At 47.8% G+C, this 26,082-nt stretch carries 22 protein-coding genes and 2 pseudogenes; 12 read left to right on the top strand and 12 right to left on the bottom strand.

What is annotated here, in order from left to right; all coding sequences use genetic code 11:
• Positions 1 to 128 precede the first annotated feature (128 nt).
• A pseudogene (locus tag ACWQXP_RS09230) lies at positions 129 to 635 on the top strand (FAD-binding oxidoreductase); the annotation flags it as partial.
• A gap of 1,539 nt (positions 636 to 2,174) precedes the next feature.
• Here ACWQXP_RS09230 and ACWQXP_RS09225 read toward each other — a convergent pair.
• A pseudogene (locus tag ACWQXP_RS09225) lies at positions 2,175 to 2,400 on the bottom strand (DUF433 domain-containing protein).
• Between the two features lie 891 nt (positions 2,401 to 3,291).
• Here ACWQXP_RS09225 and ACWQXP_RS09220 point away from each other — a divergent pair.
• Genes ACWQXP_RS09220 through ACWQXP_RS09210 form a run of 3 tightly spaced genes read left to right on the top strand, consistent with a single transcriptional unit; the run spans position 3,292 to position 4,456 of the window.
• Positions 3,292 to 3,795 carry an RrF2 family transcriptional regulator gene (locus ACWQXP_RS09220; protein WP_454062530.1) on the top strand — a complete coding sequence of 168 codons (504 nt, stop codon included), beginning with the start codon at positions 3,292 to 3,294 and terminating at the stop codon, positions 3,793 to 3,795.
• Positions 3,796 to 3,810: 15 nt separating this feature from the next.
• Entirely contained in the window at positions 3,811 to 4,032 is a 222-nt protein-coding gene (locus ACWQXP_RS09215; protein ID WP_454062529.1) for a DUF2061 domain-containing protein, read from the top strand.
• 34 nt (positions 4,033 to 4,066) lie between these two features.
• The gene (locus ACWQXP_RS09210; protein WP_454062528.1) at positions 4,067 to 4,456 is read left to right on the top strand and encodes a DUF423 domain-containing protein; all 390 of its coding nucleotides are present in this window, start codon (positions 4,067 to 4,069) and stop codon (positions 4,454 to 4,456) included.
• Positions 4,457 to 4,604: 148 nt separating this feature from the next.
• Here the strand turns inward: ACWQXP_RS09210 and ACWQXP_RS09205 are convergent, their stop codons facing one another.
• Both ACWQXP_RS09205 and ACWQXP_RS09200 read right to left on the bottom strand, forming a co-directional pair.
• On the bottom strand, positions 4,605 to 5,408 hold the full coding sequence (locus tag ACWQXP_RS09205; protein WP_454062527.1) for a right-handed parallel beta-helix repeat-containing protein: 804 nt from the start codon (positions 5,406 to 5,408) through the stop codon (positions 4,605 to 4,607).
• 218 nt (positions 5,409 to 5,626) lie between these two features.
• Positions 5,627 to 6,547, bottom strand: coding sequence for a mechanosensitive ion channel family protein (locus ACWQXP_RS09200; protein WP_454062526.1), 921 nt, complete (start codon positions 6,545 to 6,547; stop codon positions 5,627 to 5,629).
• Between the two features lie 498 nt (positions 6,548 to 7,045).
• On the opposite strand from ACWQXP_RS09200, the gene ACWQXP_RS09195 reads away from it, so the two are divergent.
• The 5 genes from ACWQXP_RS09195 (at position 7,046) to glnA (ending at position 12,993) form a co-directional block, all read left to right on the top strand.
• Positions 7,046 to 8,296 (top strand): outer membrane beta-barrel protein, encoded by a 1,251-nt coding sequence (locus tag ACWQXP_RS09195; protein ID WP_454062525.1) that lies wholly within the window; start codon positions 7,046 to 7,048, stop codon positions 8,294 to 8,296.
• 27 nt (positions 8,297 to 8,323) lie between these two features.
• A complete protein-coding gene (locus ACWQXP_RS09190) occupies positions 8,324 to 9,625 on the top strand; it encodes an ammonium transporter (protein WP_454062524.1) in 1,302 nt (433 codons plus the stop codon).
• A 96-nt stretch (positions 9,626 to 9,721) separates the two neighbouring features.
• On the top strand, positions 9,722 to 10,060 hold the full coding sequence (locus ACWQXP_RS09185; protein ID WP_454062523.1) for a P-II family nitrogen regulator: 339 nt from the start codon (positions 9,722 to 9,724) through the stop codon (positions 10,058 to 10,060).
• 97 nt (positions 10,061 to 10,157) lie between these two features.
• Positions 10,158 to 11,414 carry an ammonium transporter gene (locus tag ACWQXP_RS09180; RefSeq protein ID WP_454063013.1) on the top strand — a complete coding sequence of 419 codons (1,257 nt, stop codon included), beginning with the start codon at positions 10,158 to 10,160 and terminating at the stop codon, positions 11,412 to 11,414.
• Positions 11,415 to 11,583: 169 nt separating this feature from the next.
• The gene (glnA, locus tag ACWQXP_RS09175; protein WP_454062522.1) at positions 11,584 to 12,993 is read left to right on the top strand and encodes a type I glutamate--ammonia ligase; all 1,410 of its coding nucleotides are present in this window, start codon (positions 11,584 to 11,586) and stop codon (positions 12,991 to 12,993) included.
• 127 nt (positions 12,994 to 13,120) lie between these two features.
• Here the strand turns inward: glnA and ACWQXP_RS09170 are convergent, their stop codons facing one another.
• The 4 genes from ACWQXP_RS09170 to ACWQXP_RS09155 all read right to left on the bottom strand — a co-directional run bounded on the left by ACWQXP_RS09170 (position 13,121) and on the right by ACWQXP_RS09155 (position 17,761).
• Positions 13,121 to 14,347, bottom strand: a complete 1,227-nt coding sequence (locus ACWQXP_RS09170; RefSeq protein WP_454062521.1) for a CDP-alcohol phosphatidyltransferase family protein — start codon at positions 14,345 to 14,347, stop codon at positions 13,121 to 13,123.
• A gap of 259 nt (positions 14,348 to 14,606) precedes the next feature.
• A complete protein-coding gene (locus ACWQXP_RS09165; protein WP_454062520.1) occupies positions 14,607 to 15,560 on the bottom strand; it encodes a hypothetical protein in 954 nt (317 codons plus the stop codon).
• 11 nt (positions 15,561 to 15,571) lie between these two features.
• Positions 15,572 to 16,549, bottom strand: coding sequence for a diacylglycerol/lipid kinase family protein (locus tag ACWQXP_RS09160; RefSeq protein ID WP_454062519.1), 978 nt, complete (start codon positions 16,547 to 16,549; stop codon positions 15,572 to 15,574).
• A gap of 60 nt (positions 16,550 to 16,609) precedes the next feature.
• Positions 16,610 to 17,761 carry a CDP-alcohol phosphatidyltransferase family protein gene (locus tag ACWQXP_RS09155; protein ID WP_454062518.1) on the bottom strand — a complete coding sequence of 384 codons (1,152 nt, stop codon included), beginning with the start codon at positions 17,759 to 17,761 and terminating at the stop codon, positions 16,610 to 16,612.
• A gap of 260 nt (positions 17,762 to 18,021) precedes the next feature.
• Between ACWQXP_RS09155 and ACWQXP_RS09150 the strand changes: the two genes are divergently transcribed.
• A complete protein-coding gene (locus ACWQXP_RS09150; protein ID WP_454062517.1) occupies positions 18,022 to 18,945 on the top strand; it encodes a metallophosphoesterase family protein in 924 nt (307 codons plus the stop codon).
• A 20-nt stretch (positions 18,946 to 18,965) separates the two neighbouring features.
• On the opposite strand, the gene lptG is transcribed toward ACWQXP_RS09150, so the two are convergent.
• Together lptG and lptF are read right to left on the bottom strand one after the other, a co-directional pair.
• Positions 18,966 to 20,033: an LPS export ABC transporter permease LptG gene (gene lptG / locus ACWQXP_RS09145; RefSeq protein WP_454062516.1), complete on the bottom strand. Its 1,068-nt coding sequence runs from the start codon at positions 20,031 to 20,033 to the stop codon at positions 18,966 to 18,968.
• Positions 20,034 to 20,096: 63 nt separating this feature from the next.
• A complete protein-coding gene (gene lptF, locus ACWQXP_RS09140; protein WP_454062515.1) occupies positions 20,097 to 21,179 on the bottom strand; it encodes an LPS export ABC transporter permease LptF in 1,083 nt (360 codons plus the stop codon).
• A 294-nt stretch (positions 21,180 to 21,473) separates the two neighbouring features.
• Between lptF and ACWQXP_RS09135 the strand changes: the two genes are divergently transcribed.
• Positions 21,474 to 22,214 carry a phosphocholine cytidylyltransferase family protein gene (locus ACWQXP_RS09135; protein WP_454062514.1) on the top strand — a complete coding sequence of 247 codons (741 nt, stop codon included), beginning with the start codon at positions 21,474 to 21,476 and terminating at the stop codon, positions 22,212 to 22,214.
• On the opposite strand, the gene ACWQXP_RS09130 is transcribed toward ACWQXP_RS09135, so the two are convergent.
• From ACWQXP_RS09130 to ACWQXP_RS09120, 3 genes are all read right to left on the bottom strand, one after another.
• Positions 22,211 to 22,987 (bottom strand): NTP transferase domain-containing protein, encoded by a 777-nt coding sequence (locus ACWQXP_RS09130; protein ID WP_454062513.1) that lies wholly within the window; start codon positions 22,985 to 22,987, stop codon positions 22,211 to 22,213. The genes ACWQXP_RS09135 and ACWQXP_RS09130 overlap by 4 nt on opposite strands.
• A 41-nt stretch (positions 22,988 to 23,028) precedes the next feature.
• The gene (locus ACWQXP_RS09125) at positions 23,029 to 24,237 is read right to left on the bottom strand and encodes a GNAT family N-acetyltransferase (protein ID WP_454062512.1); all 1,209 of its coding nucleotides are present in this window, start codon (positions 24,235 to 24,237) and stop codon (positions 23,029 to 23,031) included.
• Between the two features lie 234 nt (positions 24,238 to 24,471).
• Positions 24,472 to 25,215, bottom strand: coding sequence for a sterol desaturase family protein (locus tag ACWQXP_RS09120; protein WP_454062511.1), 744 nt, complete (start codon positions 25,213 to 25,215; stop codon positions 24,472 to 24,474).
• Positions 25,216 to 25,626: 411 nt separating this feature from the next.
• Between ACWQXP_RS09120 and ACWQXP_RS09115 the strand changes: the two genes are divergently transcribed.
• Positions 25,627 to 26,049 carry an HIT family protein gene (locus tag ACWQXP_RS09115; RefSeq protein WP_454062510.1) on the top strand — a complete coding sequence of 141 codons (423 nt, stop codon included), beginning with the start codon at positions 25,627 to 25,629 and terminating at the stop codon, positions 26,047 to 26,049.
• Positions 26,050 to 26,082 lie beyond the last annotated feature (33 nt).

The following is a 26,082-nucleotide window of genomic DNA, read 5'->3' as shown; positions in this document are numbered from 1 at the left end:
TATTAATTTCTTGTAGTGTCTCAAACTGTCGGAAGGTATTTGTAACGGCTATACCTAAGACTTAAGCTCTATCGGAACTTGTCCAATCATATGAACATTTCAAGAATTCCCGAACGTATAATGCCAAGATGAATATAGAGACTTTGCAGAGTCGCATCGAGGGGAAGGTGACAACTTCGACCGACCCCAGATACGAACAACTCAGGCGCAACCTTATTTGGAATCAGCTGACGCCAACGCGCTACCCGCAATTGGTCGTGCAAGTCGCGAGTGAGAATGATGTTGTCGAAGCCGTCCAGTACGCCTGTGCCAACAATATGAAAATTGCGGTGCGTGGTGGAGGACATAGTTGGATTGGGCTCCCACTGTGTGATGGGAGTCTATTGATTGATCTTGGGCGCCTTACACAGGTTGCGATTAATCTCCATACGCGCACGGCAACGATTCAGCCGGCGGTCACTGGGCAGGCACTCAATCAGCAGTTGGCCGCACATGGTCTGGCTTTTCCAATTGGGCACTGCCCGAACGTTCCTCTGAGTGGATTTTTGTTAAATGGCGGTTTGGGTTGGAACTCCAATGAGTGGGGGCCGGCCTGCTTCAGTATCGAAGCCGCTCATGTCGTGACGGCTGATGGTCGCCTCGTTGTTGCAAATGAGAAGCATTACGCCGATTTGCTCTGGGCGATTCGTGGGGCGGGGCCTAGATTCTTTGGAGTTGTGACTCAATACCTAGTCAAGCTTTATCCTGTACCGCGCGCGATAACTACTAGCAAATACTATTTTCCGTTACAATGTATTGATGAAGTTGGTGCGTGGACAGGAAATATTGCCAGACAGTTGCCGCGATCGGTGGAGCTGACGATTTTTTGTTCACCAGCGCCTTCTGCTTTGGGCGAGCAGTGTCGATCCAGCAACGGTTTTATGTGTATCTTGAGTGCCACAGCATTCCTCGATACGCGAAGTGAAGCTGCCGCGACGCTTAGTCTTTTGGAGAACTGCCCAGTTTTATCTCAATGCTTAGGAAAGGAAGTACTCCAGCCTACCTCACTGAAAACTTTACTCGAGATGGGCGGAATGTTGTGGCCGGAGCGCCACCGTTGTCTTGCCGATACGGTTTGGTCCAACTCACCACCTTCGCAGCCGCTGTCGACGTTACGGGAGTATTTTCTGAAAGCACCCTCACCGGAGTCTCTGGCGGTGTGTGTGTTTTCTACCGGAGCAGAAGATTGTACTGTCGTTCAGCCCGAGGCTGCATTCTCGATGATGGCCGAGACATTACTTCTGTGCTATGCGATCTGGGAGCAGCCTGAGGGTGATGACACAAACACTGCCTGGCATCGTGAGACGATAGCGGCATTGCACGCGTTTGCAGTGGGGCATTACATAGGTGAATCAGATATTATAACGGAACCATCGCGCATTGAAAGGTCATTCGCGCCTGCGAACTGGCAACGCCTCCAGTTACTTCGCCGAACATACGACCCGGATGGTCTTTTTCACCGAGACTTCAGCGATCGCTAACCACGTAGGAGCTTTTGACACGTTGAAAGAACAACAGAATGTAACTCATCGCGGAGCTCAGGCGGTTGTTTTCAAGCTGTCCGGAAAGACGATCGCCATCCCCAAGGTCAATAAACAAATGCTTTTGTTACGAAATAGCTTTTTAGAGATTTGCTTGAGATTCCGTGCTAAGTGATCATCCAATCGAAGGGTGAGTACAGCCATAACGTGCCTCTGTGGGTAGAGCGTATTCCATATAATGCTTTCGCACGGAATCGAGTAGTGCAACATGAGAGCGGGTATCGTGATTGAGCTGTTGTGAAAATGACCTCTATGCTATGCGTTCGTAGACGAACTTTGATAGAGGTTGAATACCTTCTTTTCTTGATTCTGTTTATATCAATAAGTATGCCTGACCCTGAATGTCTGACGCACTGATGCATTGACGTGGAGTGTTCTCACTATAGACTTTTTCATCTAAATATGAGACAAAGAACTTGCTGAAACGTATAAATTATGGCATGAATGTATGAAAATTCTGACGGTCAATGAAAAAAACAATACGGAAATTTTAAATATATAATAGGGTCAGTCTCGAATATTTGGCGAAAAACATACCCTTTGCCATGCAGGTAATGGTTTGAGGTGAAATTGCTTTATCCCTAAGAGTAAGCATTAAGCAGGACTCGCATTTTCAATCAATGCCCGTTTGGCTTGTTCTAAGACTGGAATGGCTTGCTCTTGACTCACTGATGGAAAGTCATCAAGGAATTCATGGAGTGCATGATCACCTTCTAGGTAATCCGGTAATGCTTGGACAGGAATCCGTGTACCAATAAATACAGGGGGTTCCACCTAAGATGTCTGGATCACGATGAATGACGTTTGGCTTGTCGTGCATGGAGTGAGACATTGGCTGTCATTTCTGATTGCAGGAATGTTGGAACTTGTGCTCTTGTCATTCTAACTTGGCATGAAATAGATGTCACTTGCAAAACAGAGAGAGTATAGGAAGGGATTCTATAACAATAGCTTGTGCGGATGGAATGATCTGGCCCATTTAGCGATTATTTTATAGTTTTTAGCTTTTTCTCAGTACTTATGATCTGACGCCTGCAGGCCAGTCCGTTGAGGGAACGCCTTTCATACTGGGCGGGCTTGTTTGAGCGCAGAGAGTTAGCCCGTCCCACCAACCGGGGTTCATCTCATCCGATGAGTCTGGCCTGGGCGTTCATGGTTTTGGGTCCTTTTGCCGAAACAAAAGGGCCTCGGCCGCCGGGACGAACCCCCGGCAGAGAGCAAAAACCTAGGACGATAAGAAATGCATGCGATGCATGAGAGAATGTGAATGAGTAATGTTCTTGAGCAAAAGCTCTTCTGACACTATAGCAAACCTAAATACGTTTCAAACAAGAACATACCACTATGGCGAATCTCAATTCGGTTGAGCTGGTGTCAAACGCCAAACATCGGAAGGTTATACCCGCTTGACTTGACTGACAATGCTTGACGTTGCCTTTTCACGTATTGGATGGCACTTGCACACGGTGGTGCTTTATCGTTTCGGTATAACTGAGTCGGCCATAGCACTTTCCAGATAAATAGGTCTTAATGAAAAGTTAAAAAACTATAGTGCAAATCAACAAACAAATTTTGTGTCTTTTGCTATTCTTAATATAATTAGTTAACATTATAGCGTATTATGATAAACGTCAGTTGAACCACCCTGACAACCATCGCGTAGTTATCGACTGCAAGTATTGAAAGTTATTTAATCGGCTATAAGAAGATTATGCGATTTTCCAAAAAAAGTGAGTATGCGTTGCGGGCGCTGATTGAACTGACGGCGAATTACGATCAGGTGGTGCCGGTGCAACGAGCGACGTTGGCAAAGGAGCAACGAATTCCCTTGGGATTTCTGGAAGGGATTCTTTTGACTCTGAAGAATGCCGGGATTTTAAGTAGTCGGCGAGGGGTGGATGGCGGGTTTCGTTTATTGAAAGATCCGGGGGACGTGACGTTAGGTCATATTATTCGAACCTTGGATGGCCCGCTTGCGCCGATCGGCTGTGTGAGCCAAACGGCGTATCAAAAATGTGAAGATTGTCCGTATGCAGAGAAATCCGCCTGTGCGATTCAAGGCATCATGTTAGAAGTACGAAATGCCATTGCGGCGATTCTTGATCATTATACCCTTGAGGATTTCGTGAGTAAGGCAAATCTCTCTCTGAAAAAAGTCACCAATTCTCGCACGAAAACTGGTCCAAAAAAGAAAAAACCATCGTCGTCCAAATAGACGGGAGTCGATACTATGGAAACGCATCTACGTAGTGTAGTCAAAGGCCTGAGTTGGCGAGTTATTGCCACGCTCGTGACCACTATCGTCGTGTGGTTTATTTCAGGTGAGGCCGCGATGGCCTTGTTTGCGGGTTTTAGCGATTCGTTAGTGAAAATTGGATTATTTTGGGCACATGAACGGGGCTGGCAACATATTCAATGGGGTCGACATATCCCGCCAACCAGCTCGCCTTAAGCTGAGTCGTTCTGGGATATACCTGGAGGTATAAATGGGATTTCGTATGATGTCAGTTGGGGCCATCATGGCATTGCTCGGAGTGGCATTGGGTGCTTTTGGTGCGCATGGTCTTCGTGCCATCTTGTCTGAGCACATGTTGGAGGTGTTTCATACGGGCGTTCGGTATCAGATGTATCATGCGTTCGGGCTCATGGTGTCAGGCGGAGCATTGGCCGTGTATCAGCTTCCACTGTTTCGCTGGGCTATATGGTCGTTTTTGACCGGTATTTTTGTGTTTTCCGGAAGTTTGTATGTGCTGTCGCTAACCGGTATGCGTTGGTTGGGAGCCATTACCCCTCTGGGCGGACTCTTTTTTATTGTGGGATGGATGCTCTTAGGCATTGGGTTTTGGAAACTGGCTAAACCGAAAACATTGTCGTAACAGTTTCGTTCCGATTTGCTCTGTCAAATGTTCATGCTTTGATCCTCAAACTCTTCCTCACTTAGGCAGACATCACGCCCTAACCAAAGTCGCATTACACACTTCCATGTAAAGGAAAGGCCTCATACACATCAAAGAAATTTGATACTTATCGGCCAATTTCGGCTAGTGGTTCATGCGTGATAATGAGCGAGCCGCGTGGATTTTCGCCTAAGGTATTCGCTTCGAGTAGATTTTCTTGTGCGGGTGACGACTGGCAGTCAGGTGTCATGACGATGCCCCAATGCTGATTGCCGTGACAGTGGTTGTTGAGCAGCAAGGCTTTAGCTGAATGAAACAAGAGGATGCCGCTGAGCATATTGTCGCGGGAGATGTTTCGGACAATGTCCGGAGAAGTGCCGTCATCACGAACGGCGATTCCGAAGTGATGATTACCGAAACACGTGTTTTGACTGATGTAAGGACGAGCGCCAGCGAATGAAAAAATTCCGGATTCCCGGTTATAGCAGACTTCATTTTCTGAAAATGTCGGCCGGCATTCCGGTCCATACATGACGACGCCAGATAGAATTCCCTCAAGTATCCGGCATTTAGTTATCGTACACACGGAATCAAGGATGTTCATGGCGGAATGTTGATCACTTCCGACATATCGAAAAGTCAGGCCTTCCACTCGTCCGCTCGTGACGCGTTGTAAATACAAGGGACTACTGCGCCGGCTGAAAATTTGTACCTTGTCGCGTCCGGCTCCAATGAGGCGAATATTGCGGTCGGCGACAAACACGCGATCTTCATAGATCCCGGGTTTGACAAAGACTTGATCTTCAGGCCCTGCATCTTTTAGCGCGGCACTGGGTCTGGGGTAGCATTGCGGATCGTTGGCATCGACGAAAAGCGTCTTGCCTCCTTCGAGAGTTGGAGGAGCCATGCCTTCGTCTGTTTTAGGTGTCACGGCCTCGTCTGGCTGTTCCTGTGAATGTGGGGATGAGTGGTCTGGCATAGCATGTCGGGTTACACACGGATAATCATGTCATGAACGTGATGCGTCCCTATTATTTGTTCGTGAGTTGTATGGTGTCAAGGCGCAATGATTTCCTCACGCGATTGCGAAGCTCAATGCGTGCACACCGAATGGACATGATCCACCCCGTGTGCTGGTAAACGCTGTTTTCATGCTGAGAGTTTCACCGGATCTGTTTTTATCGTAAACGGCAAGCTGGCCTCACCCATGTAGAGTGTGCGATGGGGGAAGGGAATTTCAATGCCTTGTGCGTCAAATGCCTTTTTGAGTCGACGACGATATTCTCGTCCGACGCTCCATTGTTTTATGGGGCGAGTTTTAATTCGTGCTTTAATGACGACTTCTGATTCTTTAAATTGATCGACGCCAAAGACTTCTATGGGTTCGAGAATTTGTGAGCCAAATTCAGGGTCGCGTCGTAATTCTTCATCAACATCTTTCATCACCTGAACGACTCGATCAGTATCTTCTTTGTAGGCGACACCGATCTCCATCAGATACGCGGACCATTCTTTGGTCATATTGGCCAGGGTCGTGACGGTTCCGTTTGGGAAGACGTGGACGACTCCTGCCATGTCACGAAGGATGATGGTTCGAAAGGTAATTCGTTCAACCAGTCCTCCTGTGCCATTGACGATGGCGACATCTCCAACTCGGACTTGATTTTCCAGGATCATAAAGAATCCGCTGAAAATGTCTCGGACAAGGTTTTGTGCGCCAAACCCAACGGCCAATCCAATAATTCCGGCACCGGCTAAAATGGGCGTGACATCCAGTCCGATTTGATCAAGTGACATGATGACTGCAATGACCCAAATGACTGCGAGACTAATGGTCTCCATGAGACCTGTCAGTGTTTTGATCCGTTTGGAGGCTGCGCCTGGATAGGTTTCTTCTTGTTCTCGACGTTTGATGATGGTCCCTTCGAGTCGGGTCAGGCCAAATTTGATCGAGCGGATAACAAGGAATGCCATAACCAGAATGAATACAATTCTGGCGCCGGCTTCGATCAACGCGGTCATATTATGAAGCAGCCAAGTCGAAATATACTCATAGTTCAAATCGGACATTAGTGGTTCCTCCATTGATTCGGTGGTATCGAAATGATCTTCTCTATTGTGACATGCATGGTCTCGTAATAAAAATTTTTGGTCATTCAACGTGCAGATAAATTTTAGAATAAACAGGTGTATCGTAAAATGAGCCAATGTGGCTAGGTGCATCGGCTTTTTAATTTTGATCTTGACAGTTTGGAATTCAAGTGATACAAATTTAGCTAACGTGCGGAGACAGCGTTGTCCCCAAACGTGCTGATTTAAAAAACTTAATACGCTCTGGACGAAGGAGTCCTCACCCCGAAGAAGGGGATGAGGGCTTTTTTTTTGCCGTTTTCGTTCTGTCAAGTTTCGGTGTGTTTGTTTATTTTACCTTAAGTTTTTAAGGATTTCTGCCGAGTATGAGAAGGTCATCGTGCGATCTCATGAACAATTGGGACATGCCTGTTCACGAGCATGGACAGTGAGAACGGCTTGCACGAGTCCTTCAACCCTTTTCGTCAAGGAGATAGCATGCAAGAGATATCGTATTTGAATATTAAGTTTCGGACTAAACGAGTTTTGTTTCTGTTTGTATCGAGTTTTATTATCTATATTGGTATGACGAGTCTGAGTGTGGCAGAAGATGACACGTCGGACATCTTGAAACGTTTAGAAAAAATTGAAGAATCAACAGATGAAGAATCCCTGACCAAGAAATTTGATCTTTCATTGTACGGCTATGTGTCAGCTTCGTATACACATAATTTTAACAACCCGAATTCCCAAGCCAATGCCCTGAGGATTTTTGATGGTGATGCGAATTCGTTTCGACCGAACATGGCGCAAATCGTGTTTGAAAAAGAAGGAAGAGTTGATGGGGCCATGGTTGATCGCGCAGGGTTTCGCATTAAGCTGGATTTCGGGGAAGATGCGAAATTTACCGGCGGCAACACCGGTTCAGATGAAGTAGATTTCCAAGAGGCCTATGCCCAATACGTGGCGCCTGTCGGAAATGGACTTGATCTTCGCATTGGACGCATGAATACCTTGATCGGATACGAAGTGATTGAAAGCCCTTTTAACCCGAACTTTTCGCGATCCTGGCTTTTTGGACTGGGCGAACCATTTACTACAACTGGTATTCGAGGGACCTATACCTTTTCGGAAAGCGTGACATTTTCCGTTGGCGGGATTAATTCCTTTACCGGTGCCCAGGCCGATCTCAATCGGAGTAAATCCGTTGAAGCCCTACTGGGTCTGACGCCAGTTGATTGGTTAGGCGTTTCTCTCTTTGGATTCTGGGGACCCGAAGGTGCATTAGGCGCGAAGAATGCTGATCGCGTTCTGGTTGGTGCGATCATTGATATTCAGGCGACAGACCAGACGGAGTTTGTCGTGGAAGCCTATTACGCCAATCAAGCCAATGCGACCCCTGGTGTCAATGCGCGCTGGAATGGTGTCGCCGGATATGTCATTCACGATTTTACAGATCAGTGGGGTGTCCGTATCCGTGGTGAAGTTTTTGAAGATGCGGCTGGATTTCTGGGGTGTGGTGGTTCCGTGGGAGCGGCGGGGAATGCCAATACCTGTTTTGGGGGTGTTGCCCCGGCCTCGCAGACGCTCTGGGAAGGCACGCTAACCTTGCAGTATAAACCGGTCCCTTCATTATTGACTCGCCTAGAATTTCGTTACGATAAATCGAATCGGAATACGTTTCAAGTTGGTACCCGGTCTGCCAATCATCAGGAGACCTTAGCCGCTGAGGTGGCGTACCTCTTCTAATTCATCGGAGAGGATAAAGGAGCCGTTATGTTCAATCGTCTGGCATATAAGGTTAGTGTATCGATAGTAAGTATTGTAGGACTTTTAGGAATATTAGTGCCTTCAGCTTTTGCCGAGGAAGTATCAACGATTAGTGCTGGAGATACCGCGTGGGTATTGGTGTCTTCAGCTCTGGTGTTGGCAATGACGATTCCCGGACTTGCCTTGTTTTATGGCGGAATGGTGCGAAGTAAAAATATTCTCAGCACGATGATGCATAGCTTTATTGCGGTGTGTCTCGTCAGTGTGGTGTGGGTGCTCTGGGGATATAGTTTAGCGTTTGCGCCAGACGTTGGAGGGATTATTGGCAATTTGCAATGGTTTGGATTGGACGGGGTTGGCCCTGATCCTCTTGAGGGTTCAACAATCCCACATTTGGCCTTTATGGTCTTTCAGCTGATGTTTGCGGGCATCACGGTCGCACTCATTAGCGGAGCGATTGCTGAACGGATGAAATTTAGTGCGTTTGTGGTTTTTTCCATACTCTGGGTGACATTTATCTATGCGCCTCTTGCGCATTGGGTATGGGGCGGTGGCTGGTTGGCCGGGCTTGGAGAGTTGGATTTTGCTGGTGGCACGGTGGTGCACATCAGTTCTGGTGTCGCGGCACTTGCCTGTGCGCTGGTGCTTGGGAAACGGCATGGATATGGCAGTGAGAATATGGCGCCACACAATCTTCCGCTCACTGTTGTGGGGGCGAGTCTGTTATGGGTGGGATGGTTTGGATTTAATGCCGGGAGTGCATTAGCTGCGGATGGGCTTGCCGCGGGTGCGTTTGTCGCGACGCATGTGGCGACGGCTTCGGGGGCTTTGGCATGGTTAACCGTCGAATGGGGATACCGCGGCAAACCGACTTTGTTGGGTGCAGCAAGCGGAGCGGTGGCTGGGCTCGTGGCGATTACGCCAGCCGCCGGATATGTGACGCCCGTGTTCGCGATTCTAATTGGATTGGGCGGAGGAATCGTTTGTTACCTTGGTGTATTTGTGAAAAATAAATTGGGCTATGATGATGCACTTGATGTTCTCGGTATTCATGGAATTGGTGGAACGTGGGGAGCCCTAGCGACAGGGTTGTTTGCGAGTGTGGGAGGTGGTACTGGGCTGGTTTTTGGAAATCCGGCACAAATGGTTATCCAAGCTGTTGGTGTCACGGCCACGTGGGTGTTTGCCTTTGTGGGAACGTTCCTCATTTTGAAAACCATTGATTTGACAATCGGATTGCGAGTGTCAAAAGAGGATGAGATTCTTGGGTTGGATCTGAGTCAACATAGTGAACGGGCCTATGCATAATTTCACTTGCATCTTGCCTGTGAGACCGTCAGTATAGGCCTCCCGATGAGGGTGATGTGATTTACCAATTATTCACCAAGCGAGAGGATGCAACCCATGAAGCTCATTGAAGCCGTTATCAAACCGTTTAAATTAGATGAAGTCAAAGATGCGCTGATCGAGATAGGCGTTCAGGGAATGACCGTGGTGGAAGTCAAGGGATTTGGACGACAGAAAGGTCATAAAGAAACTTATCGAGGAACCGAATATCAAATCGAATTTGTTCCAAAAATCAAGTTGGAAATTGCCGTAACTGATTCGATGGTGCAGCAGGTCATTGAAACGATTGGCCGAGCAGCCAAGACCGGCAGTATTGGTGATGGGAAAATTTTTGTGTCTGATTTGAGTCAGGTGATGCGTATTCGAACTGGAGAAGCCGATGAGTCGGCTGTGTAATGGTTCAAATACGAGCCTGCGAGAGAATTTTTGATTGTGGGGTAATACTGTGAATGGTTGGCGATTCGGTGTGATTGGACTTCTCCTCATTGTCTGGATGTTGTGTGGACAGCCGACGGTGTCATGGGCTGAAGAGGCGGTGGGTTTGACGATCGACACAGGGGATACTGCGTGGATTTTAGTCTCTTCTGCGTTTGTTCTCTGTATGATGCTCCCCGGGCTTGCCTTATTTTATGGTGGGTTAGTCCGAAGCCGGAACGTCCTAGGCACCATTATGCATACGGCCATTATTCTTTGCATGGTGAGTCTTCTTTGGATTCTCTGTGGATACAGCCTTGCCTTTGGCCCTGATGTTGGCGGTCTGATCGGAGGGCTTGATTGGATTGGATTGCAAAACGTGGGGCTGACACCGAGCCCTGATTATGCTCCGACCATTCCTCATCAAGTATTCATGATGTTTCAATTAATGTTTGCAGCCATCACAGTCGCATTAATCACAGGAAGTGTGGCCGAACGAATGAAGTTTACCGCGTTACTCTGGTTTGCGGTGTTGTGGTCTTTGTGTATTTATTCACCGTTAGCCCATTGGGTGTGGGGTGGTGGATGGCTTGGCCAGATGGGCGCCTTGGATTTTGCTGGTGGTGCGGTCGTCCATATTAGTTCAGGGATTGCGGCCTTGGTCTGTGCGGTCATGTTGGGCCCACGCAGAGGCTTTGGAACAGAGCCCATGCCTCCTCATAATTTGCCTATGACGGTGTTGGGAACTGGCCTTTTGTGGTTTGGGTGGTTTGGATTTAATGCCGGAAGCGCATTGGGGGCCAATGAGGTTGCCGCTGCGGCCTTTGTCTCGACCCATACGGCCGCCGCAGCGGGGGGAATCGGTTGGATGATTGCGGAGTGGGTCCATCGAGGAAAGCCTACGGTGCTGGGCGTGGCGAGTGGAATTATTGCCGGATTAGCCACCATTACTCCAGGTGCAGGTTTTCTCGGTCCGCTGTCTGCGCTGTTAATTGGATTATTTGCCGGAACAATTTGTTACGTGGCCGTTGTATGGAAAGTCAGGCTGGGATACGATGACTCTCTTGATGTGGTCGGTATTCATGGGGTTGGCGGGTTTACCGGGATCTTAGCAACTGGACTTTTTGCGTCGATCGGCGCTCAGGGGCTATTTTTTGGCAATGCCAGTCAATTTGTCACGCAAATTCTCTTGGCCGTTGTGACATTGGTTTTTGCCCTGGTCGGGACGTATCTGATCTTAAAAGTGATTGATATCACGATAGGACTGCGTGTATCGTCGCAGGACGAAGAAATTGGGTTGGATCTCAGTCAACATAGTGAGCGAGCGTATTCGTAATAAGATCTGCGCCTGAAGGTTTATGATGTTCTCACTCACTCCCTTTCTTTTTAGCTTGTTCCACGAGTTGCGTGCGGGTGACAGAGAACCTTCGTGTTAACGGTAGGCCCGATTGTATTTGTTTGATCAAGCAAGTTTTTATGAACAATTCTCCTGAAGGAGGTATTACATGACTCCGCGTGAAGTCTTGGATTATGCCAAAAAGAACAAAGTAGAAATGGTTGATTTAAAGTTCGTGGATTTTTTAGGGACATGGCAGCACTTCTCTGTCCCGACCTCTGAGCTGACGCTGGATCTCTTTAAAGACGGATCAGGATTTGATGGATCGTCCATCCGTGGATGGCGAGCGATTCAAAATAGCGATATGTTGCTGGTGCCAGATCCCGATACCGCACGGATGGACCCATTTACAGAGATTCCAACGCTCTCGATGGTAGGGAATGTGGAAGATCCCATCACCCGACAAGGTTATGAGCGGGATCCACGCTTCATTGCGCAAAATGCCGAGAAATATCTCAAGAGCACCAAGATTGCTGATACTTCCTACTGGGGACCGGAAGCGGAATTTTTTATCTTTGATCATGTCAGTTACGATCAGAATGCCTATTCCGGATTTTATTTTATTGATTCAGAAGAAGGGATATGGAACTCCGGAGATGAGGGCAATAACCTTGGGTCTCGTCCTCGTCATAAGGAAGGGTATTTCCCCGTCGCTCCAACTGATTCTCAGCAAGATATTCGTTCCGAAATGGTGCGTGAAATGGAGAAAGTTGGTATTCACGTCGAAAAACACCATCATGAAGTTGCGACGGGCGGACAGGCAGAGATTGATCTTCGGTTCGATACGCTCCTGAGCATGGCTGACAAAATGATGATGTACAAATATATCGTCAAGAATGTTGCACGTCGTCACGGAAAGACGGCGACTTTTATGCCCAAGCCCATGTTTGGTGATAACGGAACGGGTATGCATACGCATCAAAGCCTTTGGAAGGGCGGAAAGCCATCCTTTGCCGGAAAAGATTATGCGGGTGTGTCGCAGCAATGTTTGTACTATATCGGCGGGATTCTCAAGCATGCCAAAGCGCTTGCGGCCTTTACGAATCCGTCCACTAATTCGTATAAGCGATTGACCCCAGGATTTGAAGCGCCAACGTTGTTGGCCTATTCGAGTCGTAATCGTTCGGCGGGTATCCGGATTCCTATGTACTCGCCAAGCCCAAAAGCCAAGCGAATTGAAGTGCGATTCCCTGACCCCTCATGCAATATGTATCTCGCTTTTAGTGCGATGTTGATGGCCGGGCTTGATGGGATTCAAAATAAAATTCACCCAGGTGAAGCGATGGATAAGAATCTTTATGATTTGGAACCTGAAGAAGCGAGCAACATTCCTACGCTTCCAGTCAGCTTAGAAGAGGCCTTGAATAATCTGGAGGACGACCATCAATTCTTGCTTAAGGGTGGTGTATTTAGCGAAGACATTATTGAAGCTTGGATCGCGTACAAACGTGAGAACGAAGTGGATAAAGTCAGAGTTCGACCACATCCGTACGAGTTCCTGATGTACTATGATGTGTAGGTTCCAGTAGCAAGAATCTCTATTCATAGAGTTATTTACAAAGCGCTCATCTTCTCAGAAGGTGAGCGCTCTTTTTGTCTTTGAGAGGGGCAACTGTTCCTTGTTGGAGCTATAGACGATGCTAGAGTCAGTCTTTCGATTGAATAGATTTTGTAAACGGAGGGCGGGTGAAGAGCCTGGCGGTAAGTGACTCGCGATCGATGCTGGTGCCAATGTCGGCTAGCCATGGATTAATTTCCCCACAGCTTTTCTTTGTTCCTAAAGCCATTAAAAATCGAATGAGGAGAATGGTGGTTGATGCGACTGTCCAAAAGGCGACACCCATCAAGCCCCAATCTGGCCGCCCAATGATGACGCTTGCAGTCAGTACAATCAGATTGGGATTTCGTCTCGCGGTGATCAATCGAAAATACGAATCCATCGGCTTCCAGCAGTATATGCCGAATCGGCCGACCAATTGATGAAACGATCCTTCGATAATTCTTCCTAATACATACCCAATGAAAATAGCCCAAAGCGTGGTTGATAGTGACCATGGCCACCAGGCAGCGGTCTGAAAAGTGGATAAGCCGATGCCCCAGGCGAGGTACCAGAGGGGTGGATGAATGAGATCTATTCCATGATCGAAGATGTCGCCGAATCGACTAGAGGTGACGGTCACACGAGCTAATTTTCCATCGACCGTGTCAAGAAAGGTCATACACCAACCGGCTAGAAGGCCAATGAGGTACTGCTGTTTGGCAAAACAGACACCGGCAATGATTGTCAGGATGAGTCCAAGAAACGTCACGTAGTTCGGTTTGATGCCATGGGTTGCACAGATTCGTGTGGCCCATTTAGCAGGGATTGGCCAGGCCCATTTCGTAATAAGGTCGGTAATGCCTTTATATGATCCGGAATAGAGATGTTCTTCGAGTGCGTCTTGATTATCGTTGGTGATGGGAAACACGTAGGCGGGAGCAACTTTTCGGAGTTTTTTACTAAATGTGTTTGTTAAGGAATTTAAGGAAATCGATTGAAGGGGCACTGACTCAGGCCGTATGCCTTGTTCAAGGGCATGCAATGTCTGTATGGCGAACCTGGCCTGAACATGTGCTGCAATGGGGACCTCTTTCCCTTCTACCATGAATTGAAAAAGGACGTTTTTCTGCTCCATGAGGTGATTCAATACCCGCACATCATAGAGGTAATCACTATGAATCAGGAGAAGGGTGGAATCTGAAGGCAGCAAGGCGCAATCATCAATCACCTGCTTAATCTCTATGCGTTCCAGCATTCGGGTTAATCGCTTACGAGAGGTGAGTCCCCATAACTCAAGAGGCGATTCACCGATGATATGGGCATACAGCGACATGACGGATTGTTTCTTACGTGAAAAGCATTAAGATGAACGATTGAAGTATTGAGATGTGTTACGTATTTGTCGGCTTGAGGGATATTGTATCGCGAGCCCTCATAGTAACGAATATCATGACATCGGTAAAGACCTTGGTCGAGTATAAGGTTGGCTTGTGATGCACGATGAGAAAAATATTTTCATAAGGAATCATCAGGGAGTACTTTAGTTTATCGAGGATCGCTACACTGTTTTGTATGTCAAGGACGAGGGGGCATTAACGAAATGCTCCTTTTCGATATAGCTTCCAAAAAACAACAGGACTGGCTAGGAGCGGATGCTTTCGTTGCTGAGGCGTGAGTTCAATGCTGACACCGGAATGGCGTTCTATTTTCCACAGGATATAGTCGACACCCCCTTGAAACGTAAAGAGTCCTTTGATCAGCCGTAAGATGGATAAGACCTTTCCTTGTCCTCGACGAAGCAGCCAGGTGACGCTATTGAGCTGACGGACTGCTGATGAACAGGGTGCCTGAAAACAAGGAGGCTGGACTGATCGGTCGATGATGGCAGGGGGCGACAGTTGAGGAAGAGCCGCGTCAGCGGTCTGCTGATAATAGTCTCGATTCGCTTCAACGATTTGCTTGATTCGTCCTGGTTTCTCTGTTCGAAGCTCAGCTCGATAAGTAAGTGACAAGCCTGTTTCCCAGAGCGTGAGTGCATCAAAAGACTGCGGCGTTTGCGGGAGAGTCCTTGTGAGAAACGTCATGATGGCTTGGGCTAGCGTGGAGTAAATTTTTTGTTCGACCTGAGGCGTCGCGGTATAGAGCACTTTTGTGGGTTGTGCGAAGCGTGCCCAGAAATAGGAATGAAACCATTTCATGGATGTGCTGCGTTGAAAATCTGGTAAAGAAAGGATGGCGTATTTTGCTCGTACGGTACGATCTTGAAATGGAACTTCAATGTAAAATACATTGGGCGGAAGGAGTTTATTCGCAATCGCTAAGAACGTCGTGTCATATATTAGACTATAAGTATCGACGATAAGATATAAGTCTACGATACCCTCGATGTCTGAGTCTGATCGTAAGCAAGAACCGTAAAACAGGATGGCTTGAATCGCGTCAGTATGCCGCTTCAGGAGTGCTTCACTCAGTGCATGGATCGAATCAGGAACATTCTCCGCATCTTGGCCATGGACGAGCTGTTGTAGTTCAGGTGAAATAGTCACAATCGATATGATTAAAAACGGATAAAGGAGGCCAGACCGCCAGTGGTTAGGCGCACGGGGCCCAGTTCAGGGTCAGGTTTGTAGTCCTCACCGTCAATGGTAAATCCATCTTGCATATGAAGTTCCAGTGTTTGCGCATTATGACTGCTGTATCCATGTTCTGGTGTTCCATATTGATGCGAGCGTCCAAACAGCAGTGAGGGGAGCGTTCTTTTGAGGTATGTGGGTTTGTTTCGAACTGCTGTGTAGTGTAACGGGTGGGTTTCGTTTCCCCAATACGGCCGTAATCCAAGGAAGAGTCGTTCTAGGGTTGTGACGAGAATAGTGAGGAACTCGCCTTGAATGGGAGGATGCGCATCGCGGGATATGGTCAAGGGAATAGGGTTGATACGGGTTTGTCGACCAAACAGCAGTGAAAGAAAAAACCGGCTGATGATGAGACTTGCGCCAACTTCGCCCAGCCGTCCGACTGACTGCTTCGTTTTCCAGCCAACTTGTGCGCCTTGGTAGATGGCTCCTGCGCCAAAAAACATTCCGTAGATGGGATCTTCATTGGGGACTCGCTGAACGCGTAATACCTGTCGTGTGAGAATCGTCGGAGCATTGCCTTGTCCTTCTGCCCATAATAACAGTTTTTGGAGTGCTGCCGTTCGATTGCCGCGGAGCCCAACATCGCCTGCATTCATATTCGACGTGCCGGAAGGAAGAATGGCTAACAAGGGGGGTGTTTCGAACGGTTGCTGATGAAACAGTGTTGTGAGAACGCCTTGTACCGTTCCGTCGCCACCATTGATCACGATGATATCAACCTGTTCTCGGGCAAGCTCTATGACGGCGGTTTGGATCTGGTGTCCTGTCCGTGCTTCATATTGAAGAATCGTCGGATGGGCTTCCAGGATGTTCTTTAGATCAACAGAACTTTTTTTATTACGTCCACTGAGGGGGTTAGAGACAATTCCAAGGCGATATGTTCGTGCGGGTGCTGGCAATGCTGTCCTCATTTTTAAGGAAAACGTTCGGCTTAGGCTTCTTGTGTGATAGTACCAGAGTCAATCTGTTGATTGAATGGTTGTGGTGAGTGGAGGTCGAGTGAATGTTTTCGCCGCTAACGATTTCCTGTCCACGATGGTCCCAATTTCTGCTAGCCATGGGCGCAATGGACTGCCAGATATCATACGGACACTGAAGGCGAATCCCAGTCGAAGGAGTAAGATGACGGTTGAGAGGACGGTCCATGCGGTGACGGCGAGTAACCCCAAGTCAGGGCGACCTATACACAGTGAGCCTGTGAGTAAGATAAGGTTGGGATTTCGACGAGCAGTAATTAAACGATTGAAGGAATCAAGGGGACGCCAGCAAAATAAGCCAAATTGGCCTAGACAGAGTTGGAATAATCCTTCGCATAATCGGCCGACAATGTAGCCGAGGAGAATGATGCCAAAAATTGTATGAAGTGTCAGCCAGGCTGTAGGAGGAGTAAAGGCGGCCAAACCCAGGCCCCAGGCGATATACCAAAGCGGAGGATGAATAATATCGAGGCCGTGATCTAAGACATGTCCAAATTTACTGGAGGTGACCGTCACTCGTGCTAATTTTCCGTCAACCGTATCGAGAAAGGTCATAAGCCATCCGGCTAGGAGGCCAATTCCAAATTGTCCCTTGATAAAACATATTCCCGCAATAATGGTGAGAATCAAGCTGAGTGTCGTGACAGCATTAGGGGCAATCCCAGCTTTCACGCACAACCGTGCTGCCCATTTAGCCGGAATCGGCCAGGCCCATTTGGTGATCAGGTCGGTGACCCCTTTATAGGAACCGGAATACAAATGTTCTTCAAAGTCTTGTTGTCTGTCGCCAGTAATTGGAAGAACATAGGGAGGATCAAACTTGCGTAGCTGCTCCTGAAAGCCTGAAGCCCAGTCTTGCAGTTCAACCGTTTGGACGTCAGGGATCTCTCTTGCTGATGTCTGTTCCATCAGGAGCATTTCCGCTTGTCGAGCAAACTGAGTCGAGACGACGGCGGCTACCGGAATGAGCGTCTGTTTGATGGAGACTTGCAGGATGGTCTGCTCTACTTTGGCGAGACGTTTAATAATCCGATCCTCATAGAGGAAGTCTCCACGTAGAATGAGGACGGAAGAATCAGCCGGGAGTGTCTGGAGATTTTCGAGAAACGTGAGATTGCCCGCGCGTTGAACCATTCGCTTCAATCGCTCATGAGAAGTTAATCCCCAAAGAGAGACCGGAGACTCGTTGACTATGTAGAGGTACCCTGGCATGGAAATTCTAGAGAATTTACTAAAATCCCTTGTTTCTCTTTATTTTGTACCCAAGAGACGATCTGGGGTTGAGGGTGGTTATAGGAATATCGAACGCGAGATCGTATACTAATGCGATACCTGGGGTAAAGAATCAATTGTCCACAAGTTTGAACGAATATGCATAAAGGTCAAAATATACGATGAGTGACTATACTTTTGCCCATTTATCAGATCCTCATTTGACGACGCTCGAAAATGTTGAAATAGGGGATTTGTTCAGTAAACGAGTGTTGGGATATCTCTCTTGGCGTTCGCACCGACGGACGGAACATCAAGGAGAGATTTTAGCAAGGCTCGTTGATGATGTGCGTACCAAAAATCCCAATCACATTGTCATTACAGGAGATCTCACGCATTTGGGACTACCGGCTGAATTTGAAGAAGCCAAAGATTGGCTTCATGACCTTGGGCCGGCGACACACGTCACCGTGATTCCTGGGAATCATGAAACCTATGTAGCCACAGCATGGGAGAAAACATTTGCCCATTGGGCCCCCTATCTGCTTTCTGATCAGGCGAACGAAGTAGAGTTACTCTCCAGTGCTGAGGGCGTGTTTCCCACGGTCCGTATTCGAGGACGTGTGGCCTTCATCGGGTTGTCGAGTGCGCAGCCGACGTTGCCGTTTTTAGCAACTGGCACTCTCGACGCGGCACAGTTGTCGAAGCTGGAAGAGGTGTTGCGTGAATTAGGCCGCCAAGACCTCTGTCGAGTTGTGTTGATTCATCATCCTCCGTTGTCTGGGATTGTCAAGTGGCGAAAGTCTTTGACGAATGCTTCTACTCTTGAAGCGATTCTTGCTCAATGCGGAGCTGAATTAGTGCTTCATGGTCATGCGCACCGTTCAATCATGACGTCGATTTCGACGCCTACACAGCCAATTCCCGTTTTGGGAGTGCCTTCGGCCTCGGCAGTCGGGGCGACACCGGATCGCCGAGCGCACTATCATCTGTATTCAGTCAAAGAACGGTCAGGAACGTGGGATATTCAAGTCCAGGTCTATGCGTATTCTGCTGAGACGCAACGTTTCCATCTTGATCACGAGCAACACCTCGCCGTATCGTAGCGTTTTATTAAATTGATTGCCTAGATGTGCTGTTTCCATAGCCAGATGGCTATGCCGATGAGAATGCCGATCGGCCCAAAGGTGATGAGGAGAGGGTTGAGGCCAAACAGCAATCCCGCATGTCCAAGAATTTGATTGAGGAAATAAAAGGCAATAGCAATTCCTGCTCCTATCAGAATGCGTTTCCCTGCCGTGGCCGACCGAAGTGGGCCAAAGACAAATGGTATGGCGAGAAGAACCATGGCGCCTGCTGTGAAGGGCATGGCAATTTTTTGCCAAAAGACAAGCTCAAGGCGGTTTGAGTTCGCACCTGTCTCATGCAGGTATTCTAAATAGGCATAGAGCTGTGTGAGGGAAAACATTTCCGGAGGAGTCGAAAATATCCCGACTTGCTGCGCACTCAGAAACGAATCCCAGGTCAGTTCTTCAAGGTGTTGAGACGTCACGCCTCTGTGGTCAATGGCTTTCTGCTCGACGTCCCTGAGAATCCATTGCTTGGGATTCACGATCTCGGCTGTGCGAGCGTGAGTAAAGACTTGCAGCTCTCCGTGTTCGTCGAATTGATAGACATCAATGTCTTCGGGAAGTTTTCCGTATCGAAGTCCTCCGACTTTTATGAATCTCGATGCTTCGTGGAACCAGAATCCATCTTCACTCAATAATGTTTGGGATTCAGCTAAGGCCAATGTCCTTTGGTTATGGGCATAATGCGCGAGTGGTGGATGAATGTATTCCTCGAACACGACAACCATGAGCATAAACAGTATGCCGACTCGCAGCACGGACCAAGCAATGCGTAGAGTGGAAATTCCGACGGTTTGCATCGCGATCAGCTCCCGGTGATTTGCCAATGTTCCGAGGCCGATGATGCTGCCGAGTAGGGCCGTGATGGGAGCCAGATCAATAATGCGACCGGGAATCGTCAAGAGGACATGAGTGATGGCATGAAAAAGTGTATAGCGTCCGGTCCCGACTTGGTCGAGTTCTTCGACGAAGATGAAAAAGCTAAAGATCGTGACAAATAATGCCAGGACGAGCCCATAACTCGTCATGACGGAATTCGCGATATATCGATCAATAATTTTCATGTCAGTGGTCCCGGGAGCAATGGGAATTTTATTGGTCCCGGAGATATCCGTGGAATGGTGACCTTATGACGTTCGTCCTTGGCGAATCAACGTGGGTGGCCAGTAATAGATGAGGAGCACCATGAGCAGGATTCCATTGACCCACCAAATACCAGGGAAGATTGGATCCACGATGCCCTGCTCTACCCAAGTCATGGCAATGGCACCAAGGTTGTAATAGATCGCAAAGGCGATGACTGCAACAAAAAGTTTGGCATATTTCCCTTGGCGCGGAGTGGCACGACTTAACGGAATGCCGAGCAAAGCTAAGAGCAAAGTCGAGAGACCAGTTGAGAGCCGCCATTGAAATTCAGCAAACTCTTTGGGGTTGGATGATTTGGCCAATTGAGTGTTTGGTGATGCCTTTCGCGTATAGTAGACCGATTGGTTATCACTTGGAAAAATGGTGAGTTCTTTAAAGGCCGTAATGCGATTAATACCTTCATGGCGTGACAATTTATATTCGTATCCATCGACGAGAACGGGTAACATTTGATTGGTGATAGGATCGCGGCGTTCATAACCTTCTTTCGCAGACAGGATGCGAATATTGTCCCCTTTTTCAGTCTGCACAAACACCTGTTTCATTCTTCCGTCTTTCACGTCAATGTCTTTCATGAATAGGACGAATGAGCCATCATTTTTTTTTCGTTCATAAAATCGGCCGGCTTCAAGATCTGACACGCGAAATCCAGTGTCGGCTTTGGCTTGGAGGTCGTAACTTTGTTGATAGGCCCATGGGCGGATAAACAGCGATAAACAGCTGACGAGTAGTGAGAGTGCGAGGGCAAACAAGAACACCACCTTGAAAGGTTTCAAGGGACTCACCCCACAGGCAGAAAGAGCAGTCATTTCTAATTCCATATGAAGACGTCCGAGTCCAAGGACGATGGATAACAGGAGGGCAACAGGGAGTAGCACTTCCAATGCAATAATTACCTTGAAAATGATGAGGGTGAAGATCATGCTGGACGGCAGTTGAGCCTCGACAGCGCGTCCTAAGAAGCGAACCCAATTAAAGCTCACAAACATGGTAATGAGGATTGCGCAAATGCCGAGGAAGGGCTTGAGAATTTCTCTGGCGAGATATCGTTCTAATAACATCATGCTGGCTCAACGTTTAGATTACCGTATCATGAATCGAGGCATTGTCGACGAGTATAAATCCGAATGAGATGAAATCCTGTTTGAAAAATCCCCAGGGAACGTTCTTCTCACTATCGCTTTATGCCTAAAGCCTGTTTTGTCTTGGTGGAGATGGATTTTTTCGATGTGATACGGAAGAGTATTGAATCTCAGGCCGGATTGACAAGAAAAAAGATGAAGTTCTTGGTGAATTTCAAAAATGAGACGCAATATGGTAGAAGAGGGGCTGGGACAATCATTCTAATGTAGGTGATCATGAAAACGATTATTCTGAGTGCTGGTCAAGGTCGACGGTTATTGCCTCTCACAGCTGAAAATCCAAAATGTCTACTCCAAATTGGTGGAAAGTCTCTTCTTGAATGGCAATTACAGGAACTGCGTCAATGCGGCATTGAGCAAGTGTCTGTTGTAGTGGGGTATGGTGCGGACAAAGTGGAGCAGCTCCTTCAGCAGCAAGGGTATGAGAATTGGGTTCGTACTATTTTCAATCCTTTTTATGCTGTGGCTGACAATTTAGGAAGTTGCTGGGTTGCTCGAGGAGAAATGACCGATGAATTTATTTTGTTAAACGGTGATACGTTGTTCGAGTCTGCCGTGCCTCGGCAATTGCTGGCCTCACCTCGTCATCCGGTGACCCTCGTGACGGATTCCAAGGGAACGTACGATGCCGATGATATGAAGGTCATTCTTGATGGGACGAAACTGGCAAGGGTGGGGAAAACCATACCCATTGGCGAGACGCATGGGGAATCAATCGGCATGATGGTGTTCCGTGACGAAGGCCCAACAGTTTTTCGTCAGGCCGTTGAACAGGCGTTGCGTCGACCAGAGTCTTTGAAAAAATGGTATTTATCGATTATCGATGAGTTGGCTCAAGCAGGCTCTGTATGGACCAGTGCTATTCGCGGGCTGAAATGGGGAGAAATTGATAGTTCAGCCGATCTTGATCATGCGCATAAACTGGTCGAAAGCTTACATGATGCGGGAAAACCCTAGGTTCCGACGGACCGTTCCTGCACAATTTTCTGAACAAGTTCCCAGTCAGCCACTGTATCCACATCGACAGCCGCTTGCGGGAATGGCAGCGAAACCGTATTAATCTTCAGATTCAGTTTTTTTGAGATACCTGCCAGTCCTTGAGCCAACGATAGGTTCCCTGTCAAAAATCGCAAGACAGCCATCCAGCCGAGCGTGCCGATAAGACGAAGCGGTTTTTTCCGTTCTTGTTCGATCTGCTGCCAGAATGTAGCCATCGTTCGACCTTGTGGGGTGAGAAAGGCGAACAGATTGCAGCCGCAATAGCCTTGATCTTTGAATTTCATCACGGTTCGTTTGGATTGCGGGAAGGCCTCTTGGACGATATCAGAGGGGACAAGGCCGGCAATGACATCACTCTGGCTGGCCTGAGCCTTGGAGCAAAAATAGTCGACCATTTCAGGGGTGAGTAATGCATGATCGGCTGTCGTAATGAGGATTGGTGTCTCATGCGGAATGGATTGCATGGCAAACGCGGCGCTGGTACTGGGAGTCGACTGCGGTGCAATCCATTCGATTTCTTGTGAGTCAATACAGCTACGGAGCCGGGGCTCTTGGTCAATGATGGACGAACCCGGGCCGCAAAGAATTCGACGTGAGATCGTTTGTGCTGTCTTGAGTGTCTCAAGTACACGAAATACCATTGGTGTATTTCCGATCGGAGTCAACGCCTTGCAGGGTACTCCTGCAGCTTCAGCTACGGGGTCGTGAGCGGCGCGGCTTCCAGCTAACACAATGGCCGTAAAAGTCGAACGATGTGGTGTGGCTTTGATGATTATTGCCTCTTTGTCAAGTGTTTTTCATAAACGCGATACGTCTTGTACTGCTCGCATCCGATCGCTTGTAACATACTTTTCATGCCGATATTATCTTCCAGGATCCATGACAATTCGACGTGTTTGATTCCCCATTTTCGTCCTGCCTGCCGAACAGAGTCGATCATGCCAAATGCGAGAACTGCCCCTAGTGGCGTGCCTTGATATTTTTTTCTGACACCCATTAATACGACTCGCGCTGTTTGAGGGTGTGAAACCTTAAGACGCCAGAGAAATTTCATCCAGCCTATTGGGAATAAGCGTCCATTGAGATCTCGGATGAGTTCATTCACATTGGGGAAGGCGACAAGCATGGCCTCCGGTGTTCCGTCGACTTCGGCGATTTGAATAAAACTATCATCGACTAATAGTCGTAATTCCTGGCCAACCGCGGCAAATTCTTCGTCGGAAAATGGAATAAACCCCCAATTATCGGACCAGGCTTCTTCGAAGATGCGGTGAATTGTTTCAAGTTCATTTTTGAAATCATTCCGTCGCAGTTGACGAAAAGTGATAGACGATTCGGCTTTGCGAATCGCTTTTTGAATAATGGGTGGAATGATGAAGTCAAGATCAACGCGATAGGCGAAGAGATCTTTGGCTTTTCGATAGTCGTACGATTCAATGTGCTGGGGGTAATAGGGGAGGGCATGTCCCATCATGACCATTGGTGGTGAATTCATTCCGTCAATAAGGAGTCCGCATTCCTGGTTAATGGAAAGGTTGAAAGGGCCGAGGGTTCGACGCATGCCCTTTTCTTGTAGCCACTGTTCAGCCGTATTCAGCAGTGCATGGAAAACTTCTTGATCGTCATGTGCTTCCAGCATACCCCAAAACCCTGTGTGGTCTCGATAGCGTTCTTGGTGGAATCTATCGATTTGTGCGCTGATGCGCCCAACGGGTTGATCGTTGCGGTACGCTATCCATAATTGAACGGTGGCATGCGAAAGATAGGGATTACGTTTTGAAAGGTGTTGCTTCCGTTCCAGTAAGAGCGGGGGGACCCAGTTTTCATCATGGGTGTAAATTGCCCACGGGACACGAATAAACTGTTCTACGGTTCGAGAATCTTCTACGGGAACAATACGAAGTGCGTTGCCTTCATTGGTCGTGATCAACTGTTGAAAAGTCTTGTGAGTGTGCGAATTCATTTGGACATAGTCGGACATGATATGGGGTGCAGGTCAGTCGTTCCTGGCACTGTATTGGTTTTGAGCGAAACCGTCCTCATGGCCGCTAGAGACGACGTCTTAGCGGCAATGTCAGTCAATCGAATTTCCTACTGTTTGTGTGAATAGTCTAAGGCGAAAGTCTCGGCCTCATGGCTCATATAGCAAATGAGTGTAGGGAAGTCGAATGGAAATGCGTCTATTGAGGATGATGCGCGTCACTGTACGAACGCACTACTGATTGGACTCGGAAAGTTTGGCGACCCAGGGATAGCGATCACTTTCCTGTTCGCTATACCCAAGGTTAAAGACCGTAGAACTTGAAGGGACATCATTTGATTGTCCATAAAACGTACCGGACAGTTTATCCCAGAAATAGTTGGTGATACCATAATTGCCGTTTTCGTTGTGAAAATGATGGAGCAAATGCAGTCGTTTAATCCTTCGAAGAAATTGAGATTTCGGCACGTAGCGTAAGTGCTGAATGCAATGACAAAATTCATAGACCAACGTCGTCGCGAGTCCAGCTGCAAATGCGGCTGCCGCACCTTGATAACCTCCGATAAGGTTGCCAACAGTCATGGTGACGATGGCGACGGTCGGAAGGGTGGTGTAGAGGGCCCCGAAGAGGACTCGAAGATTATTGGGATCTTGATGATGGTCAAAGTGAATTCGTTTCCATAAGGCGGCTGTCAGTGGTGATCGGTAAAGATACTGGCCATGCAACACAAATCGGTGGAGGAGGTACCAGACAGCCGGATAGACGAGGACAGCTGTCATGGCTGCAAGAAGCAAGAGTGACCAATGAGTTGCAAAATTTTCTTGCCATGGAACAATTGCCATGTAGGAACTTGGGAAAAGTAAGATGATATAGGCGATGACAGCTGGATATTGAAAGTACGCGATCACGAGTTCGCGTAAGGTCATCTTGTCTAAGTGATGCGTGCGTTCACGCCAAAAACTTCCTGAAGCATTCATGGCTTATATGGCTTGGCTTACCCTGATGAATGTTGATCTTGAGTAACAATTATAGGCAGCAGAGAAAGTGAACTCAAGCAGGCGCTGATTGGGACCTCGTTTGATTGTTCCGAGTGGTGTATTTATCGGCCCGGCAAAAGATGGAGGATGTTTTTGTTGGTGGAAGCTTGAAACGATTGAGCGCATTTTCATACAACATCCCTATCGGTATCCCTATCGGTTAAACAGGCGCTTCACTTTTGCTTGTCTTGGTTCTTATTCGTGAACAGGCGTCTAGGCCTATCGGTTCAATTGATCTGTGGCAATATGATCCTTTCTCACCATATGTTCCTTTCTCATCATATGGTAATTTCATCTTGCTGTCCAAAGTCTGTAGGATGGAACCTCAAAAAAAATAGGGAGAATGAGAGAATGAATGCGACCTTGCAAAAATTCGGGGATCCAGAGACTCGATTGAAAATATTTAATCAGTGGGTTGTGTTGTTGCGTCCGCAACAGATAACCCTCGGTTCTTTGGTGATCGTGTGCAAAGAAAACGTTTCAGCCTTTTCTGAGCTTAGTGCAGAGTCCTTTCTAGAGTTACGTGAGGTTGCGAAGTACGTTGAAGGTGTTTTGGCTCGTGCGTTTTCTTACGAAAAGATTAATTACCTCATGTTGATGATGGTCGATCCAGATGTGCACTTTCATGTCATCCCAAGATATTCTGGGCACAAGCTCTTTGCTGAGCAAGAATTTTTGGATCATGGCTGGCCCGGCCCCCCTAACTTTAAGCAAGCAAATACGACGGGTAGCGAACTCAATCAATTGATTCTTTCACACCTCAAGTCTCATTAAATTTTTTGCTTGCAGTGTGTCTAAATGGACTCA

It is taken from the genome of Candidatus Nitrospira salsa (assembly GCF_965152625.1).
This window is presented reverse-complemented; position numbering and strand designations above follow the sequence as displayed.

Bases quoted from the DNA above. Each gene is read 5' to 3' on its own strand.
- ACWQXP_RS09220 (WP_454062530.1), top strand. From the start codon at position 3,292: ATGCGATTTTCCAAAAAAAGTGAGTATGCGTTGCGGGCGCTGATTGAA.
- ACWQXP_RS09215 (WP_454062529.1), top strand. From the start codon at position 3,811: ATGGAAACGCATCTACGTAGTGTAGTCAAAGGCCTGAGTTGGCGAGTT.
- ACWQXP_RS09210 (WP_454062528.1), top strand. From the start codon at position 4,067: ATGGGATTTCGTATGATGTCAGTTGGGGCCATCATGGCATTGCTCGGA.
- ACWQXP_RS09200 (WP_454062526.1), bottom strand. From the start codon at position 6,547: ATGTCCGATTTGAACTATGAGTATATTTCGACTTGGCTGCTTCATAAT.
- ACWQXP_RS09195 (WP_454062525.1), top strand. From the start codon at position 7,046: ATGCAAGAGATATCGTATTTGAATATTAAGTTTCGGACTAAACGAGTT.
- ACWQXP_RS09190 (WP_454062524.1), top strand. From the start codon at position 8,324: ATGTTCAATCGTCTGGCATATAAGGTTAGTGTATCGATAGTAAGTATT.
- ACWQXP_RS09185 (WP_454062523.1), top strand. From the start codon at position 9,722: ATGAAGCTCATTGAAGCCGTTATCAAACCGTTTAAATTAGATGAAGTC.
- ACWQXP_RS09180 (WP_454063013.1), top strand. From the start codon at position 10,158: ATGTTGTGTGGACAGCCGACGGTGTCATGGGCTGAAGAGGCGGTGGGT.
- glnA (WP_454062522.1), top strand. From the start codon at position 11,584: ATGACTCCGCGTGAAGTCTTGGATTATGCCAAAAAGAACAAAGTAGAA.
- ACWQXP_RS09170 (WP_454062521.1), bottom strand. From the start codon at position 14,347: ATGTCGCTGTATGCCCATATCATCGGTGAATCGCCTCTTGAGTTATGG.
- ACWQXP_RS09155 (WP_454062518.1), bottom strand. From the start codon at position 17,761: ATGGTTCAACGCGCGGGCAATCTCACGTTTCTCGAAAATCTCCAGACA.
- ACWQXP_RS09150 (WP_454062517.1), top strand. From the start codon at position 18,022: ATGAGTGACTATACTTTTGCCCATTTATCAGATCCTCATTTGACGACG.
- lptG (WP_454062516.1), bottom strand. From the start codon at position 20,033: ATGAAAATTATTGATCGATATATCGCGAATTCCGTCATGACGAGTTAT.
- lptF (WP_454062515.1), bottom strand. From the start codon at position 21,179: ATGATGTTATTAGAACGATATCTCGCCAGAGAAATTCTCAAGCCCTTC.
- ACWQXP_RS09135 (WP_454062514.1), top strand. From the start codon at position 21,474: ATGAAAACGATTATTCTGAGTGCTGGTCAAGGTCGACGGTTATTGCCT.
- ACWQXP_RS09125 (WP_454062512.1), bottom strand. From the start codon at position 24,237: ATGTCCGACTATGTCCAAATGAATTCGCACACTCACAAGACTTTTCAA.
- ACWQXP_RS09120 (WP_454062511.1), bottom strand. From the start codon at position 25,215: ATGAATGCTTCAGGAAGTTTTTGGCGTGAACGCACGCATCACTTAGAC.
- ACWQXP_RS09115 (WP_454062510.1), top strand. From the start codon at position 25,627: ATGAATGCGACCTTGCAAAAATTCGGGGATCCAGAGACTCGATTGAAA.